The following is a 14,831-nucleotide window of genomic DNA, read 5'->3' on the forward strand; positions in this document are numbered from 1 at the left end:
CATCACGCGGGAACGATGTTCACCAGCTTCGGTGCCCGCACGATCAGCTTGCGGATGCCCGCACCGCCCAGTGCAGCGACGACCCGCTCGTCGGACAGGGCCACCTTCTCCAGCTCCTCCTCGGAGATGGCCGGCGACACCTCCAGGCGGGCCTTGACCTTGCCCTTGATCTGCACCACGCAGGTCACGGCCTCGTCCACCACGTACTGCGGATCGGCGACCGGGAAGTCCTGGTGGACGACCGAGTCGGTGTGCCCCAGCCTGCGCCACAGCTCCTCGGCGATGTGTGGGGCCAGCGGGGCGATCATCAGCACCAGCGGCTCGGCGACCGACCGCGGCACCGCACCGCCGGTCTTGGTCAGGTGGTTGTTCAGCTCGGTGACCTTGGCGATGGCCGTGTTGAAACGCAGGCCCCCCAGGTCCTGACGGACGCCGTCGATCGCCTTGTGCAGGGCACGCAGGGCGTCCTCGTCGGGCTCGGCACCGGTGACGGTGACCTGGCCGGTGGTCTCGTCGACGATGTTGCGCCACAGCCGCTGCAGCAACCGGAACTGGCCGACGACCGCCCGCGTGTCCCACGGACGCGAGACGTCCAGCGGACCCATCGCCATCTCGTACAGGCGCAGGGTGTCGGCACCGTACTCGGCGCAGATCTCGTCCGGCGTCACCGCGTTCTTCAGCGACTTGCCCATCTTGCCCAGCAGACGGGTGACCTTTTCGCCCTGGTAGGAGTAGGCGCCGTCACGCTCCTCCACCTCGGCGGCCGGCACTGCGATACCACGGCTGTCGCGGTAGACGTAGGCCTGGATCATGCCCTGGTTGAACAGCTTGTGGAACGGCTCGGCGGAGGAAACGTGTCCCAGGTCGTACAGGACCTTGGACCAGAAGCGCGCGTACAACAGGTGCAGCACGGCGTGCTCGGCGCCGCCGACGTACAGGTCCACGCCGCCGTGCGGCCGGCCCTCGCGCGGGCCCATCCAGTACTGCTCGATCTCGGGGTCGACCAGCTCCCGCTCGTTGTGCGGGTCCAGGTAACGGAACTCGTACCAGCAGGAACCGGCCCAGTTGGGCATCGTGTTGGTCTCTCGGCGGTACTTCTTCGGACCGTTGCCCAGGTCCAGGGTGACGTTGACCCATTCCTCGTTGCGCGACAGCGGCGTCTCGGGCTGGGTGTCGGCGTCGTCCGGGTCGAAGGTGCGGGGGCTGTAGTCCTCGACCTCGGGCAGCTCCAACGGCAGCATCGACTCGGGCAGGGCGTGGGCGACACCGTCCTCGTCGTAGACGATCGGGAAGGGTTCGCCCCAGTAACGCTGGCGGCTGAACAGCCAGTCCCGCAGGCGGAAGTTGACGGTGCCCTCGCCCACGCCCGCGCCCTGCAGCCACTCGGTGATACGGGCCTTGGCATCGGTCACGCCCAGGCCGTCCAGCGTGACGTCGGCGCCGGCCGAGTTGATGATCTCGGCGTCGTGGGAGACGAAGGCGTCGTCCCAGGTGGACGCGTCGGTGCCGCGGCCGTCGGTCGGCTCCACCACGCAGCGGATCGGCAGGCCGAAGGCGCGTGCGAAGGCGAAGTCACGCGTGTCGTGTGCTGGAACGGCCATGATCGCACCGGTGCCGTAGCCCATCAGGACGTAGTCGGCGATGAAGACCGGGATCCGCTGGTTGTTGGCCGGGTTCACGGCGAACGCACCGGTGAAGACGCCGGTCTTGTCCTTGGCCTCGGCCTGGCGCTCCACGTCGGACTTCGCGGCGGCCTGCGCACGGTAGGCGGCGACGGCCTCCGCAGGAGTGGCATGGCCACCGGTCCATGCCTCGTGCGTGCCCTCGGGCCACTCGGAGGGGGTGAACTTCTCCACCAGCGGGTGCTCGGGCGCCAGCACCATGTAGGTGGCACCGAACAGCGTGTCCGGACGGGTGGTGAAGACCGTGATGCGTTCGCCGTCGATCGGGAAGTCGACACGAGCGCCCTCGCTGCGGCCGATCCAGTTGCGCTGCTGCAGCTTGATGGCCTCGGGCCAGTCCAGCTCCTCCAGGTCCTGCAGCAGCCGGTCGGCGTAGGCGGTGATCCGCATGTTCCACTGGCGCAGCTTGGCCTTGAAGACCGGGAAGTTGCCACGCTCGGAGCGACCCTCGGCGGTGACCTCCTCATTGGCCAGTACGGTGCCCAGACCGGGGCACCAGTTGACCGGCGCGTCGGAGGCGTAGGCCAGGCGGTACTCGCCCAGGACGGCGGCGCGCTCGGTCTCGCTCAGTTCACCCCACGCGCGCGTGGTGCCCGGAACCGGACGCTCACCGGATGCGAAGCGGGCGACCAGCTCGGCGATCGGGCGGGCCTTCTTCGCCTCCTCGTCGTACCAGGAGTTGAAGATCTGCAGGAAGATCCACTGGGTCCACTTGTAGTAGTCCGGGTCGATCGTGGCGAAGGACCGGCGCTTGTCGTGTCCCAGACCCAGCCGCCGCAGCTGCGCCTTCATGTTCTCGATGTTGGCCTCGGTGGACACGCGCGGGTGCGTGCCGGTCTGCACGGCGTACTGCTCCGCGGGCAGGCCGAAGGCGTCGAAGCCCAGGGTGTGCAGCACGTTGTGGCCGGTCATGCGCTGATACCGGGCGTAGACGTCGGTGGCGATGTAGCCCAGTGGGTGGCCCACGTGCAGACCCGCACCGGAGGGGTACGGGAACATGTCCATGATGAACTTCTTGGGCTTGGCGACCAGCACGGGGTCGCCGGCCAGGTCGCCCTTGGGGTTCGGCGTCGCGTAGGTGCCGTCGGCGTCCCAGAAGTCCTGCCAGCGTGCCTCGATCTCGGCTGCCATGGCGGCCGTGTAGCGGTGCGGCGCGGCCTCCGCCGACATGGCCGCGGCGGCAGCGGGGTTCGTCTCGCTCATGATCCTCAAAGCTCCATCGGTCGTCTCTGCCTGCGGAAATGAAAAAGCCCCTCGCACAGGAGGGGATGCCGCGCCGATGCCGACCACACGACACAACCGGTGGTCGGAACTGATCAGCGCGGCCCGCTAAGCAGAAGGCGTACGGCACGCATGGCGTTAGGGTACCGCAGGGCTTGAGCAAGCGGCGACGCACTTCCGTATGCCTAGTGGATGCCACGAAGCGGCGGCCCGGAACTGAGTCACGGTCAAGGATTACTTCGCGTACCGGCCGCTAAGGGACATCACCCCAGTCACATTGTCCGCCGATAACAACGCAATAACTCAAACCCCGTACTGATCAGTATGGCGCCACTTAGAGTGCGGCAGCGGGACCGCTTTCCCGAAACTGCTCGGAGTTGCCCCCATGAACCCTCGTCGTAGTACCAGCTCGCTCCCCAAACCGGGCCGCTCGGCCTATGGGGTGGCATCCGTCGTCGTTCTGCTGCTCATACCCGTAGTCGTGCTGGTGGGGGGCAGCCAGTTCCGCGCCTTCCTGAACTTCGGCGCGGGTGTGCTCTCCCTCGTCTCGCTCAGTTGCTCGGTGATCTGGGGTCTGCTCGCCCAGGACCGGATCTTCCTGAACACACGGCAGCGGATCGTGGGCCAGGCGGTCCACCGGACCACCGCGGTCGCCTCGATCGCATTCCTGCTGTTGCACATCGTCACGAAGATCGCCGTCGGCCACACACAGGTGATTGCCGCGGTCATCCCATTCTCCGGTGGTTTTGCCGGAATAGGCGGCCTCGTCGGCCTCGGCTCACTGGCGGGCCTGTTGATGATCTTCGTGGGTGTCACCGGTGCCCTGCGCAGCAATTTCGCCACCCCGGCCCCCGTGGCCGCCCGGTGGCGGGCCATGCACATGCTGGCCTACCCGGCTTGGTGCGCGGCGCTGATCCACGGCCTCTACGCGGGTCGCGCGGCCAAGCCCATCTTCGTGATCCTCTACGGGTTGTCCCTGCTCGGAGTCATGGGCGCACTCGCACTGCGCGCCGCCCCACGCCCGGTCAAGCACAAGGTCGCGGACCAGTTGGTGACGCTGTTCGGCAGCTCTGAGCGTCCGGGACCGGTCGAGGACCTGGACGCAAATCGTTCCCGGGCGGAAGAGCCGGCACTGCGCGGTTACCAGGACCTGCGGGAGCCGAGGCCGGCACCCGCCGAGGCTATGGCTTTCCCCTCCACGCCCTCGTACCAGGGGCCGGCGGCCCCGGTCGCCGAGTCCCCCACGGGCTTCGCGGCGGCCTACCGCGCGGTGGCTCCCCGTACCGGGCCCGGACCGTCCCCGCAATCGTTCGCGACCGACCAGACCGCCCGTATGGACCTGCCGCCGGACCTGCAGGCCACGGGGGCCGTGCCCCGCATGGACGACCCCGCCAGCACCTCGGGCAGCTGGCCCCGCATGGACGACCCCGCCAGCACCTCGGGCAGCTGGCCGATTCCTTCCCCTCCGCCGGTCGGCGAGGCCCCTCCGTCCGCGTACGACCCGCTGCAGGACACCGGATACACCATGCCCATCCAGGGGAATTCCGGCACAACCGGCTACGGCGGAAGTGACGTGTACGACATCGGTGAGACAAACCCGCTCTACGACACGTACAACCGGAACGACACGTACAACAGCGGTCCCGCAACCGAACCATCGCCCGGCGCCTCGTACGCGCCGGGTTCGGGCGAACCTTGGAACATGCCTTCCGGAGGCCATAGGTGAACGAGGCCCTGCCCGACGTCCCCGAAGTCCGCGTCGTCGGCCTTCCCCAGCTCACGTCGGGCTTCGACCTTGTGGAGCGGCTCGACCTGCCCATGCACCTGAAGGTCCACGGGCCGCTCGACCCTCTGGGCGGCGAACAGCTCGCACAGCTCGCCGAGCGCATCAGCCTCAAGGGCCGCGGCGGCGCGGGTTTCCCCTTCCACAAGAAGCTGCGCTCGGTCGCCGAGTCGGCGATCAAGCGGGGGGTGCGGCCGGTCGTCGTCGTCAACGGCAGCGAGGACGAACCGGCCTGCCGCAAGGACACCGTGCTCATCAACCGTGCCCCGCACCTGATCCTGGACGGCGCACTGCTGTGTGCGGAGGCGCTCGGCGCGCGCACACTCGTGATCGGTGTCACCCGGGAGTCCACGCAGCGTTCCATGGAGGCCGCGCTCGCCGAGCGCGGCCTGAGCAACAGTCGGAAATCGGCGCTGCGCGCGTGGGTGCAGCGCAATCCGGTGCGCATGGTCACCGGCGCCGCCGCCTCCCTGATCCGCTCGGTCGACGGCGGTCCGGCGATCCCGCCCGGCCGCAAGATCAGCGCTTCCCAGAGCGGCGTCGGCGGCGCACCCACCCTGCTGTCGAACGCGGAGACCTTCGCGCAGTTGGCCATCGCCGCCCGCATCGGTCCCGAGCGCTACGGCAACACCGGCCTGTACGACGAGCCGGGCACCGTCATGCTGACGCTTTCCGGCGCGGTCGCCCGCCCGATGGTGATCGAGGCCCCCACGGGCGTGCCGCTGCGCTACGTGCTGCAGCTGGCGGGTGCTCCGCCGGTACCGCAAGGCGTGCTGACCGGCGGCTACCACGGCAAGTGGATCGACGCGGCAACCGTCAACGAGGCGATCGTCTCGCGCAACTCGCTGGATGCGGTGGGTGGTTCCCTGGGCGCGGGGGCGATCCTGCCCATCACCCAGGAGACGTGCCCGCTGGGCGAGTCCCTACGGGTGGCCCAGTGGCTTGCCGAGGAGAGCGCCGGCCAGTGCGGCCCCTGTTACCTGGGGCTGCCCGCCGCTGCCAGGGGTATGGAGGACATCCTGAGCGGCGGTGGCCCCGCCGCCCTGGAAGCGCTGAAACAGGTGGCGAAGAACGTCAAACGGCGGGGAGCTTGTTCACACCCGGACGGCTCGGCGATGTTCCTGGAGTCGACCATCAAGGCGTTCACCGACGACCTGGCCGCCCATGTCCTGGGAACTGGCTGCGGACGCCCCGTGGAGGGCGTTCTGCCGCTGTTCGAGGGTGGGCGGGCTCCCACCGGCATCCCCGGTGGAGGAGAGCCGGAGGAGGCCGGTGCCAGCCGCCAGAAGATCTACGTCGACTGGACGCTGTGCCGGGGCCACGGCCTGTGCGCCGACATCCTGCCGGAGGTGTTCGAGCTCGGTGCCGACGGCTTCCCCACCGTCGCCCAGGCGCAAGTGCCGCGGTACGCGGAGGCGAAGGCCGTGCGAGCGGTGCGCCGCTGCCCGGCACTCGCCCTGCGCGTCGAGGAGGACACCCGCGGACAGGCGTCGACGCGCAACCTCCCGGTCCTCTCCCAGGGGCGCGGCCGGCGCGCTCTCGGCCGCTGAACACACGGAAACGGCGGGTCGCCCTGCGCGGGTGACCCGCTCCGGACACGTGGAACATGCAAGAGGCGGACCATCCATGGGGACGGTCCGCCTCTTCCTTCTGTGGAGCTAAGGAGAATTGAACTCCTGACCTCCTGCATGCCATGCAGGCGCTCTACCAACTGAGCTATAGCCCCTGGTGTCCAAGCGGCAGAACCGCCTGTCGACCGTGTCGCCCGGTTTCCCGGCGACGACGCCAACATTACATGGTCGCGGGGGTGCAGCACCAAATCGGCGTCCACTGCGACCCGATAAGGAGCTCAATGTCGCATTCTGCGGCTGCGTTCACCTTCCCTGCGGGCCCCACAGGACGCTGGAGGACTGATCGTCCGCCCGCTGTCGCCCGCCCACTGTCGTCTGCATGGGGCGTCACGGGTCACCACGTCGCCGATCGGCCCGGCATGCTGAGCGCACGCCCGGTGGTCCGCGGCTACGCCCCTGCCGCCCCGTCCGCACGGACTCCGGACGACGGTTCCGGGCACGGCACTGGCACGCTGCCCGGGCCCCCTCCGTGACGGGTGCCGCAAAGGACAGGGCACTGCGAACCGCACCAGACCGGCTTGGAGTTGATGCTTTCAACCGCCCACGGAGGAGCTCGGGTGCCCCATCCCCTCGTCGGAGTGGACATCGTTGCCGGGGCGCGGCCCCGGTCGACCCGCGTCAAGCCGTGACGAAGGAGTAGAACCTCTTGAGCGTGCAGTGGTCCTCCAGCAGACGGCCGTAGATCGGCTCGCCCTCCAGTTCCCGGTACGTCTCGATGGGATCGCCTTTTATGATCAGCGCCCGTGCACATTCCTCGCACCAGTACTGGTAGTCGGTATTGACCGGTTCCATGTCGCGAACGATGGGCGTACCGCTGCCGCACCAATCGCACTTCCGCCTGTGTGCACCCATCGATCAGCTCCAGCTGTGGCCGCAGGCCGTGCACACGTACGAGATTCCGCCGTTGTCGCCCAGGACTTGGGCTACATGCGCAGAACCGCAGGAAGGGCAGCTGAGCCGGGTGTTCGTATTGCGTATCACCACCGCACCGAGGAGGTGGCCGACCTCCTCAATGGTGCTCGCAGGCATCGTTGCTCCCTCCCGCCGGGCCGCGTCCCCTTCCGGCCGTTTGATTCTGCCACGACCGGACCAACACGGTCAGCGACGCCTCGGTACCAGTCCGGACAAGGCTCCCGCCGCGGGCGTTCCGGCCAGCGCACCGGCGCACACCGGGACAGCCTCCGCGGAGGTATACGGCCGCGGGACCCAAGTGACTCAAGCCGGTTCAGGACCAGTGTGCCGAAGGGACGCCACGTCGATCGGCTACCCGCACTGGATGACCGCGCGCACCCGCCGGGGCCCGGTTGTCAGTGGTGGGTGTTTCACTTTCCGTGACGGCCCGTTCGCCGTCGCCGCCCTAGATCCCGATCCACCACTTCCCGGGGCACCACTGTCCACGCACGAGCACAGGTCATCTGGGCAGGGATGCAGAAAATCCCGCCCCAGGGGGACGGGATCCTCATCACCGATCTTTGACAACTCCACAGAGTGCCGATCAGTGGAGCTAAGGAGAATTGAACTCCTGACCTCCTGCATGCCATGCAGGCGCTCTACCAACTGAGCTATAGCCCCTTGCGTTCTTCCCGCTCGGCGGGGCGAACAAGAAGAACTCTAGCCTGTGACCTGCCGGAAAGTGAAATCCGGGGTCCGGGAGCCTCGGGACCGTCAGTCGTCGTCGCCGAGGACGGGCTCCGGAAGGGTGCCCGCGTTGTGCTCCAGCAGGCGCCAGCCGCGCGCGCCCTCACCGAGCACGGACCAGCAGCAGTTGGAGAGGCCACCGAGGCTCTCCCAGTGGCCGGGCTCCAGCCCCAGGAGCCTGCCGATGGTCGTGCGGATGGTCCCGCCGTGGCTGACGACGACCAGGGTGCCGTCCTCGGGCAGTTTCTCGGCGTGCCGCAGCACCACCGGGGCGGCACGGTCGGCAACCTCGGTCTCCAGTTCGCCGCCGCCTCGACGAACCGGCTCGCCGCGCTTCCAGGCGGTGTACTCCGCGCCGTAGCGGGCGATGATCTCTTCGTGCGTCAGCCCCTGCCAAACGCCCGCGTAGGTCTCGCGCAGGCCTTCCTCACGGGTGACGTCAAGGCCGGTGAGGAGGGCCAGCTCGGCGGCTGTGTTCGCGGCCCGCTGCAGGTCCGAGCAGACGATCGCGTCGGGCCCCAGAGAAGCGAGCAGCCGGGCGGCGCGACGGGCCTGGCCGACGCCGGCCTCGGTCAGTTCCACATCCGTACTGCCCTGAAAACGGCGCTCCACGTTCCACGAGGTCTGGCCGTGCCGCCACAAGATGACACGGCGGCCCCGGCCGCTACGGTCGGTCACCTCGCCGGTGGAGCTCATCACCACTCCCCGCCCGGTGCCTGGTCGGCCTCGGCGGCCTGCAGCTTGGCGTGCTCCTGCGCCTTGCCGCGGGTGGCCTTGGCATCGGCAGGCAGCTCGATCTCGGGGCAGTCCTTCCACAGCCGCTCCAGCGCGTAGAAGACCCGCTCTTCGCTGTGCTGGACGTGGACGACGATGTCGACGTAGTCGAGCAGCACCCACCGGGACTCGCGGTCGCCCTCACGGCGCACCGGCTTGGCGCCGAGTTCCTTCTGCAGGCGCTCCTCGATCTCGTCGACGATGGCCTTGACTTGACGGTCGTTGGGGGCGGATGCCAACAGGAAGGCGTCCGTGATCGACAGCACATCGCTGACGTCGTAGGCGATGACGTCGTGAGCGAGCTTGTCGGCCGCTGCCTGGGCGGCTGTGGTGATGAGCTCAAGAGAACGGTCGGTGGCGGTCACTGCGTGGCTTTCCGTCGGCGGTCACTGGACCTCAAGGGTCTCACGGACCGCCCGGGGCACCCCACGTGATGACCGCATCACGTGCGGCGCCCCGACTGTGGTCAGGATGTGGCGGGCTGGTAGTCGCGGCCGAGGACGACCGAGACGTTTGCGCCCGGGGAGACGCTTCCCTTCGTCACGGACCCGGTCGGCAGACCGAGCGTCTTGGCGACCTCGGTGGCGTCGGCCTTGCGGGAGGCGTCCGAGTAGATCACCTTCGAGGTGTCCTGGGTGGCGGATGCCGTGCCGCCCTCCAAGAAGGTGAAGCCGCCGTTGAGGAGCACCACGCGGGCCTTCTCGGTGTCGCCCTTCACACCGGTGGCGTTCTGCACGGAGACCCGGACCGCGGAGCCGGCCCCCGGGCTCTTGGCCGTGCCGCCGAGGATGTCCTTCACCACACTGTCGCTGGTCTTCGCCGTCAACGTGCCGTCGGCCTGGACGGGCAGCAGGGCGCTCTTGTAGTCGCCGCTCTTGGCGAGGTCGGCCAGCTTGGCGAGGAAGGTGCCGAGGTCCTTGTCCGTGAGCGGCGGGTCGAGAATCTGCGCGAGGGTCTGCACGGTCGTGATGGCCGAGGAGGGTTCGGAGGGCATCTTGCGCAGCACACCCAGCATGACCTGGCCGAACCTCTCCAGTTGGGCGTTCTGCGACTCGCCTGCGGCACGGTAGGTGGCGTAGGCGACGGCCATCTTGCCGCTGAGGGTCTGGTCGGTTCCCTTGTGCACGAGCAGCGAGGTGCCCTTCTTCTTGGCACCCGCGTCGGGTACGTCGGCGTTGGTGTCGATGTCAATGTTGCCGACCAGCTCGACGAGGTTCTGCAGGTACGGGGTGTCGAGGCGCCAGGTGCCCTGGATGCTGGTACCGAGAACCGTGTCGAGCTGATCACGGGTGCCGGAGGAACCGTCCTCGTCGACCGACTTGGCGAGGGTCGTGGGAGAGCCGTCGTCTGCGGTGAGCGCCAGGGAGTTGGGGAGCAGCACGGTGGTGCCCTGCTTGGTGGTGGTGTTGTCGACCAGTAGCACCGTCGAGGTACCGCCCTTGCCCGTGTTGTGCAGGTGGACGACGATGACGTCACGTTTCTGAGCGGCAACCGGCACGGCCGCACCGGTCTTGCCGCCGGTCGAGGACAGGCCCGGCAGTCTCCCGGCCCACCAGAGGTAGCCCACGCCGCCGACGGCGACGAGGGCGAGGACGATGACCAGGGCGGTGATCCGGCTGCGGGCGCGACGACGGGCCTCTTCGCGGCGCTCGGTGCGGTTCTCGGTGAACTTCAGCCAGTCGATGACGTCCTCGGAGTCACCGTCCGGCTCCTCGACGAAGGCGAACTGCTCCGTGCGGTAATCCGGTTCGCCCGTATCGTCCCGCCGCTCGGTTTCTTCCGGCGCGTGCGTGTCCTCGGCTGGCCCGGCCTGCTGGGGGATGTAGGCGGTCTGTCCAACGACCCGGGGCTGCTGACCGCTGCTCGCGGCCTGACCATGGGGGTCGTAGGGGGAAGGGTCGTGGGCACCCGTGCCATACGGGTCGTAGGGGGGCTGAGTCCCGTAGGAGTCGTAGGCGGACGACTGCTGGGCGGAGCCGTAGGAGTCGTAGGCCGACGGCTGCTGGCCGGAGTCGTAAGAGGGGGCCGGCGACTGCTGGCCGGTGGCGTACGAGCCGTAGCCGTAGCCCTGCTGCTGGGCGTAGGGGTCGTAGCTTGCCTGCGGAGGCTGTTCTGCCGGGACCTGCCGGTACACGGGCTGCCCGTACTCGTCGTAGCCGACCAGTTCGTACGGACCGTTCCCGTATCCCGCGTCGTATCGGTCGTTCACCGGTGCCCCTCTCGGCTCACTCGCCGCGGTACAACTCGCGCTTGTCGATGTAACGCACGACTCCGTCCGGCACCATGTACCAGATGGGGTCTCCATTGGCGACTCTCGCACGGCAGTCGGTGGAGGAGATGGAGAGCGCCGGCACCTCGACGAGCGAGACACCGCCCTCCGGCAGGCCCGGGTCAGTCAGATGGTGGCCGGGCCGGGTGACGCCGATGAAGTGCGCGAGGGAGAACAGTTCCTCGGAGTCCCGCCAGGTCAGCAGCTGGGCAAGGGCGTCGGCGCCGGTGATGAAGAAGAGGTCGGTGTCGGGGTTGAGGGCACGCAGGTCGCGCAGGGTGTCCACGGTGTAGGTGGGGCCACCGCGGTCGATGTCGATGCGGCTGACGGAGAACTGCGGGTTCTCGGCGGTCGCGATGACCGTCATCAGATAGCGGTCCTCGGCCGGGGAAACCTTGCGGTGGGACTTCTGCCACGGCTGGCCGGTGGGCACGAACACGACCTCGTCCAGGTGGAACTGCGCGGCGACCTCACTGGCCGCCACCAAGTGCCCGTGGTGGATCGGGTCGAAGGTTCCGCCCATGACGCCGAGGCGCCGCTTACCCGTGTGGGTGGGACCATGGCCCGGCCGGTCTTGCGGGCGCTTCCCCGTGTCATCGGCGGCCTCGTGCGCCGGACCGGTAGGCATGTCCTGCTCTCCCATGCGTGCAGACCCTACCGGCCCGGCCTCGGACACCCGGCCGGGGACGGGGTTACCGCTCAGCGGTCGCGGTTGAAACGCGTGGTGATCCACAGCAGGAGAAGCAGGATGATCAGAGCGCAGCCGCCAGTGACGGCGGGGTTCAGGCTGTTGTGGTTTCCGCCGTGCTGTTCGCCCTCGGCGGCAAGGGTGACCAACTGGGCTGCGGTGCTGTGGAAGCTCATCTTCGTCAGGACCTATCGCGTGTGGGCGGGATAAAGATGTCGGCTCATCGTAAGCGGGCGGCCCCGCGGCCCTCACGCCGACTCCGCCGTTGGGGACGGATCGCGGCAGGAGGGCGTCCGCGGTGGTGCCTTTCCGGCCGCGGAAGGGACTTGCCTGAACGGTCGGCGGAACTCTCACCGGCCTGCGGGAACCCTCGCCGACCGTCAGTCGTCTTTCCGCTTGTAGCCGCGCAACAGGAACCAGGCGGTCAGGGCGCAGCCCAGGACCATCACGACGAGGATGATGCGAAGCGGATTGCCCGCACCGTTCTGCTGGACGGCGCTGACGGCGGCCTCGGTCAGCCGGGCGGCTGCGGGGTGGTGCTCCATCACGTGGACTCCTTCGGGTGTACTGCCCGTCCACGCTATCTGCGCCTAGGCTGGGCTCCGCCTCGGGGACACAGTGGGCACTCATACGCGCATGGGGGAAGACATGGCCGACGACAGCCACCAGCAGACGGGGCACGAGAACGTACCCAGCAGGCAGCGCAGGCGTTTCCCAGGGATCTCCTCACGCGCGTACGAGCATCCGGCCGACCGGTCGGCCTTGGTCGCGCTGCGCAAGCTGAGTGGATTCGACACCGTCTTCAAGGCGCTCAGCGGTCTGCTGCCGGAACGGAGCCTGCGGCTGCTGTTCCTCTCCGACTCGGTGCGCGTCTCCGAGCGGCAGTTCACGCACCTGCACGACATGCTCCTGGACGCCTGTTACATCCTGGACCTGGAGAAGGTCCCGCCGATGTACGTCACCCAGGACCCTCAGCCGAACGCGATGTGCATCGGCCTGGACGAGCCGATCGTCGTGGTCACCACCGGGCTGGTGGAACTCCTCGACGAGGAGGAGATGCGTGCGGTGGTCGGGCACGAGGTGGGGCACGCGTTGTCCGGGCACTCGGTGTACCGCACGATCCTGCTGTTCCTGACGAACCTCGCGCTGAAGGTCGCCTGGATCCCGCTGGGCAATCTGGCGATCATGGCGATCATCACCGGGCTCAGGGAGTGGTTCCGCAAGTCGGAACTGTCCGCCGACCGGGCGGGACTGCTGGTGGGGCAGGACGTCCAAGCCTCCATGCGGGGTCTGATGAAGATCGCGGGCGGTAACCACCTGCACGAGATGAACGTGGATGCGTTCCTGGAGCAGGCCGAGGAGTACGACTCCGGGGGCGATCTGCGCGACTCCGTGCTGAAGATCCTCAACGTGCTGCCGCGCTCGCACCCGTTCACCACCGTGCGGGCGGCCGAGCTGAAGAAGTGGGCCGAGTCCCGCGATTTCCAGCGGATCATGGACGGCCACTACCCCCGCCGCAGCGAGGACAAGGACGCCTCCTTCGGCGATTCCTTCCGCGAGTCGGCGACGAGCTACGCAAGCGATGTGAAGGGCTCCAAGGACCCGTTGATGAAGCTGGTCACTGATTTCGCGGGTGGCGCGGGCGACCTGGGCGGCCGGGTTCGCCGCGGCTTCGCCGGCTTCACGAGCCCCCCGCCTTCGAAGGGGGACGCTCCTCGGGGAGACGGTCCGCAGGGACATGACGCGTAAGGAGCACGACGTGCGAGGGACACGAGGAGCGGGACGGCACGACAAGTAGGACGGCACGACGATCTGGGGGCACGACGATCTGGGGGGGGGACAAGCCCGCGTCGGCGGGTTCTGGTCTTGCGGCCCCCGCTCCGAGGGCGCCGGGCGCGGCACTGCGCTGGTTCATGCCGCGCCGGGCGTGTGGGCGCTGCACCGGTCTCCGCCCAGCCGGACTGCACCGGTTCGGGCCCCACAGGGCCATACCGAGGAGTTGCCCCGCTCAGACCTTCGGCTCAGCGCCGGTGGCCAGCGTCCCGCACAGGGCCGGAGCCTTGTTCGACTCATAGGGGTTGGTGCCCGCGGGAACGCCTGTCGTGGCTGTCTGGCCGGCCAGGACAGGGCGGAGGTAGGTGGTGGAGTCCACCGCGCAGGACAGGGGGCCGGCCTGCACGGAGGACGCGACCAGCTGGACCTGGTGGGTGCGCAGATCATTCCGGTCGACTCGGAAGGTCATCTGGCGGCGGACCGTGAAGAGCGACACGAGAGCGTGCGGGGAGGCGCCGGTGGGGCGCAGGGCATAGACGAAGACGTGGTCAGCGGTGACCTCCAGCGTGGCCGGGTCCTTCTCGGCCGCCGTCAGGCTGCCCTGAACACGGATCTTGTCGTCGGCCAGTTGGACTCGCGAGGGGTCGAACCGCACCAGCCAGCCGGTGGGCACGTGTCGGCCGTCCCCCGCCGGGTGGTCGAAGCTCTTGTCGAACTGGTCGAGTTGGTCGGCATCGAGGAGGACGCGGGCCGGGTGGACCTGCCGCCCGGTCAGCACCTCGGGGTAGAGCGAGGAGCGGACGAGGTAGTCCTTGGCCGCGGTGAGCGCGGCCACCACCTGGCTGTCGGAGAAGTGGGCGGTGCGGTACGAGGCCGGCAGCGGTATCCCCTCGGCTCCCACGTCGTAGTGGGCGGCGGGGCTGCTGGCGTACAGCCTCTCGGCGTCGGCGGCGCCGGGGACCCTACCCGGTGGGGCGAGCGGCACGACCGTCAACCGCGCGGGCCCGGCGGATGCCCGGGACTGTGGGGGGCTGTAGGAATGGCGGACCCCCATGTAGATCGCGGTGGCGAAGGCGACGGCAATCAGCAGGAGGAGGATCAGGGCCTGCCAGGTGAGTTTCGGGTGCAGGGGAGAACGGCGGCGTACGGCCGGTGCGTGATCGGCCATCCGCTCCTGCGCGGAGTACTCCTGGAGGCGGGCAGCGCGGATGAACGATTCGTCGAACACAACTGATCGGTACTCGTCCTCTGCACCGCCGGGGCCGCCCTCGGGTGTCCCCTCCGGTGGGTCTCCAGGCCCGCCCATACTTTCAGGGTGGGTCGGGTGGGCGTCGGGTAAACGCCCTGTTGCACGACAACTTCTGACAAGACC

At 68.6% G+C, this 14,831-nt stretch carries 12 protein-coding genes and 2 tRNA genes; 3 read left to right on the plus strand and 11 right to left on the minus strand.

Translation table 11 applies throughout. From position 1 onward, the window contains the following. Positions 1-2 precede the first annotated feature (2 nt). On the minus strand, positions 3-2,885 hold the full coding sequence (leuS, locus tag LK06_RS09575; protein ID WP_039654610.1) for a leucine--tRNA ligase: 2,883 nt from the start codon (positions 2,883-2,885) through the stop codon (positions 3-5). Positions 2,886-3,288: 403 nt separating this feature from the next. Between leuS and LK06_RS09580 the strand changes: the two genes are divergently transcribed. Together LK06_RS09580 and LK06_RS09585 are read left to right on the plus strand one after the other, a co-directional pair. After that, positions 3,289-4,629, plus strand: coding sequence for a ferric reductase-like transmembrane domain-containing protein (locus tag LK06_RS09580; protein ID WP_174673841.1), 1,341 nt, complete (start codon positions 3,289-3,291; stop codon positions 4,627-4,629). Beyond that, the gene (locus LK06_RS09585; protein WP_043432586.1) at positions 4,626-6,236 is read left to right on the plus strand and encodes an NADH-quinone oxidoreductase subunit NuoF family protein; all 1,611 of its coding nucleotides are present in this window, start codon (positions 4,626-4,628) and stop codon (positions 6,234-6,236) included. Before LK06_RS09580 ends, LK06_RS09585 begins: the two co-directional genes overlap by 4 nt. Positions 6,237-6,339: 103 nt before the next feature. Here the strand turns inward: LK06_RS09585 and LK06_RS09590 are convergent. The 9 genes from LK06_RS09590 to LK06_RS09630 form a co-directional block, all read right to left on the minus strand. Continuing rightward, positions 6,340-6,412, minus strand: a tRNA-Ala gene (locus tag LK06_RS09590). 523 nt (positions 6,413-6,935) lie between these two features. Further along, positions 6,936-7,169, minus strand: a complete 234-nt coding sequence (locus LK06_RS09595; RefSeq protein ID WP_039654607.1) for a hypothetical protein — start codon at positions 7,167-7,169, stop codon at positions 6,936-6,938. A gap of 647 nt (positions 7,170-7,816) precedes the next feature. Then, positions 7,817-7,889, minus strand: a tRNA-Ala gene (locus tag LK06_RS09600). A gap of 93 nt (positions 7,890-7,982) precedes the next feature. Continuing rightward, entirely contained in the window at positions 7,983-8,651 is a 669-nt protein-coding gene (locus LK06_RS09605; RefSeq protein ID WP_039654606.1) for a histidine phosphatase family protein, read from the minus strand. Continuing rightward, entirely contained in the window at positions 8,651-9,094 is a 444-nt protein-coding gene (gene rsfS, locus LK06_RS09610) for a ribosome silencing factor (RefSeq protein ID WP_039654605.1), read from the minus strand. The genes LK06_RS09605 and rsfS overlap by 1 nt, the downstream gene beginning before the upstream one ends. 101 nt (positions 9,095-9,195) lie before the next feature. Continuing rightward, positions 9,196-10,938 carry a LytR C-terminal domain-containing protein gene (locus LK06_RS09615; protein WP_043432589.1) on the minus strand — a complete coding sequence of 581 codons (1,743 nt, stop codon included), beginning with the start codon at positions 10,936-10,938 and terminating at the stop codon, positions 9,196-9,198. Between the two features lie 16 nt (positions 10,939-10,954). Further along, a complete protein-coding gene (nadD, locus tag LK06_RS09620) occupies positions 10,955-11,641 on the minus strand; it encodes a nicotinate-nucleotide adenylyltransferase (RefSeq protein WP_039654603.1) in 687 nt (228 codons plus the stop codon). Positions 11,642-11,697: 56 nt separating this feature from the next. Further along, entirely contained in the window at positions 11,698-11,862 is a 165-nt protein-coding gene (locus LK06_RS33700) for a hypothetical protein (RefSeq protein ID WP_039654602.1), read from the minus strand. Positions 11,863-12,066: 204 nt separating this feature from the next. Then, complete coding sequence (locus tag LK06_RS09630) at positions 12,067-12,231, minus strand: hypothetical protein (protein ID WP_039654601.1); 165 nt, start codon at positions 12,229-12,231, stop codon at positions 12,067-12,069. A 103-nt stretch (positions 12,232-12,334) separates the two neighbouring features. On the opposite strand from LK06_RS09630, the gene LK06_RS09635 reads away from it, so the two are divergent. Further along, positions 12,335-13,435 carry a M48 family metallopeptidase gene (locus LK06_RS09635; RefSeq protein WP_039654600.1) on the plus strand — a complete coding sequence of 367 codons (1,101 nt, stop codon included), beginning with the start codon at positions 12,335-12,337 and terminating at the stop codon, positions 13,433-13,435. Positions 13,436-13,694: 259 nt separating this feature from the next. Here the strand turns inward: LK06_RS09635 and LK06_RS09640 are convergent, their stop codons facing one another. Continuing rightward, a complete protein-coding gene (locus tag LK06_RS09640; protein ID WP_039649511.1) occupies positions 13,695-14,765 on the minus strand; it encodes an SCO2583 family membrane protein in 1,071 nt (356 codons plus the stop codon). Positions 14,766-14,831: the final 66 nt, after the last annotated feature.

It is taken from the genome of Streptomyces pluripotens (assembly GCF_000802245.2).
In the GTDB taxonomy this organism is placed as follows: Bacteria; Actinomycetota; Actinomycetes; order Streptomycetales; family Streptomycetaceae; genus Streptomyces; species Streptomyces pluripotens.

What these genes read in the sequence shown, in the direction of transcription:
- LK06_RS33700 (WP_039654602.1), bottom strand. Translation starts at nt 11,862, where the DNA reads ATGAGCTTCCACAGCACCGCAGCCCAGTTGGTCACCCTTGCCGCCGAG.
- leuS (WP_039654610.1), bottom strand. Translation starts at nt 2,885, where the DNA reads ATGAGCGAGACGAACCCCGCTGCCGCCGCGGCCATGTCGGCGGAGGCC.
- LK06_RS09640 (WP_039649511.1), bottom strand. Translation starts at nt 14,765, where the DNA reads ATGGGCGGGCCTGGAGACCCACCGGAGGGGACACCCGAGGGCGGCCCC.
- LK06_RS09595 (WP_039654607.1), bottom strand. Translation starts at nt 7,169, where the DNA reads ATGGGTGCACACAGGCGGAAGTGCGATTGGTGCGGCAGCGGTACGCCC.
- LK06_RS09630 (WP_039654601.1), bottom strand. Translation starts at nt 12,231, where the DNA reads ATGGAGCACCACCCCGCAGCCGCCCGGCTGACCGAGGCCGCCGTCAGC.
- nadD (WP_039654603.1), bottom strand. Translation starts at nt 11,641, where the DNA reads ATGGGAGAGCAGGACATGCCTACCGGTCCGGCGCACGAGGCCGCCGAT.
- LK06_RS09635 (WP_039654600.1), top strand. Translation starts at nt 12,335, where the DNA reads ATGGCCGACGACAGCCACCAGCAGACGGGGCACGAGAACGTACCCAGC.
- LK06_RS09580 (WP_174673841.1), top strand. Translation starts at nt 3,289, where the DNA reads ATGAACCCTCGTCGTAGTACCAGCTCGCTCCCCAAACCGGGCCGCTCG.
- LK06_RS09605 (WP_039654606.1), bottom strand. Translation starts at nt 8,651, where the DNA reads ATGAGCTCCACCGGCGAGGTGACCGACCGTAGCGGCCGGGGCCGCCGT.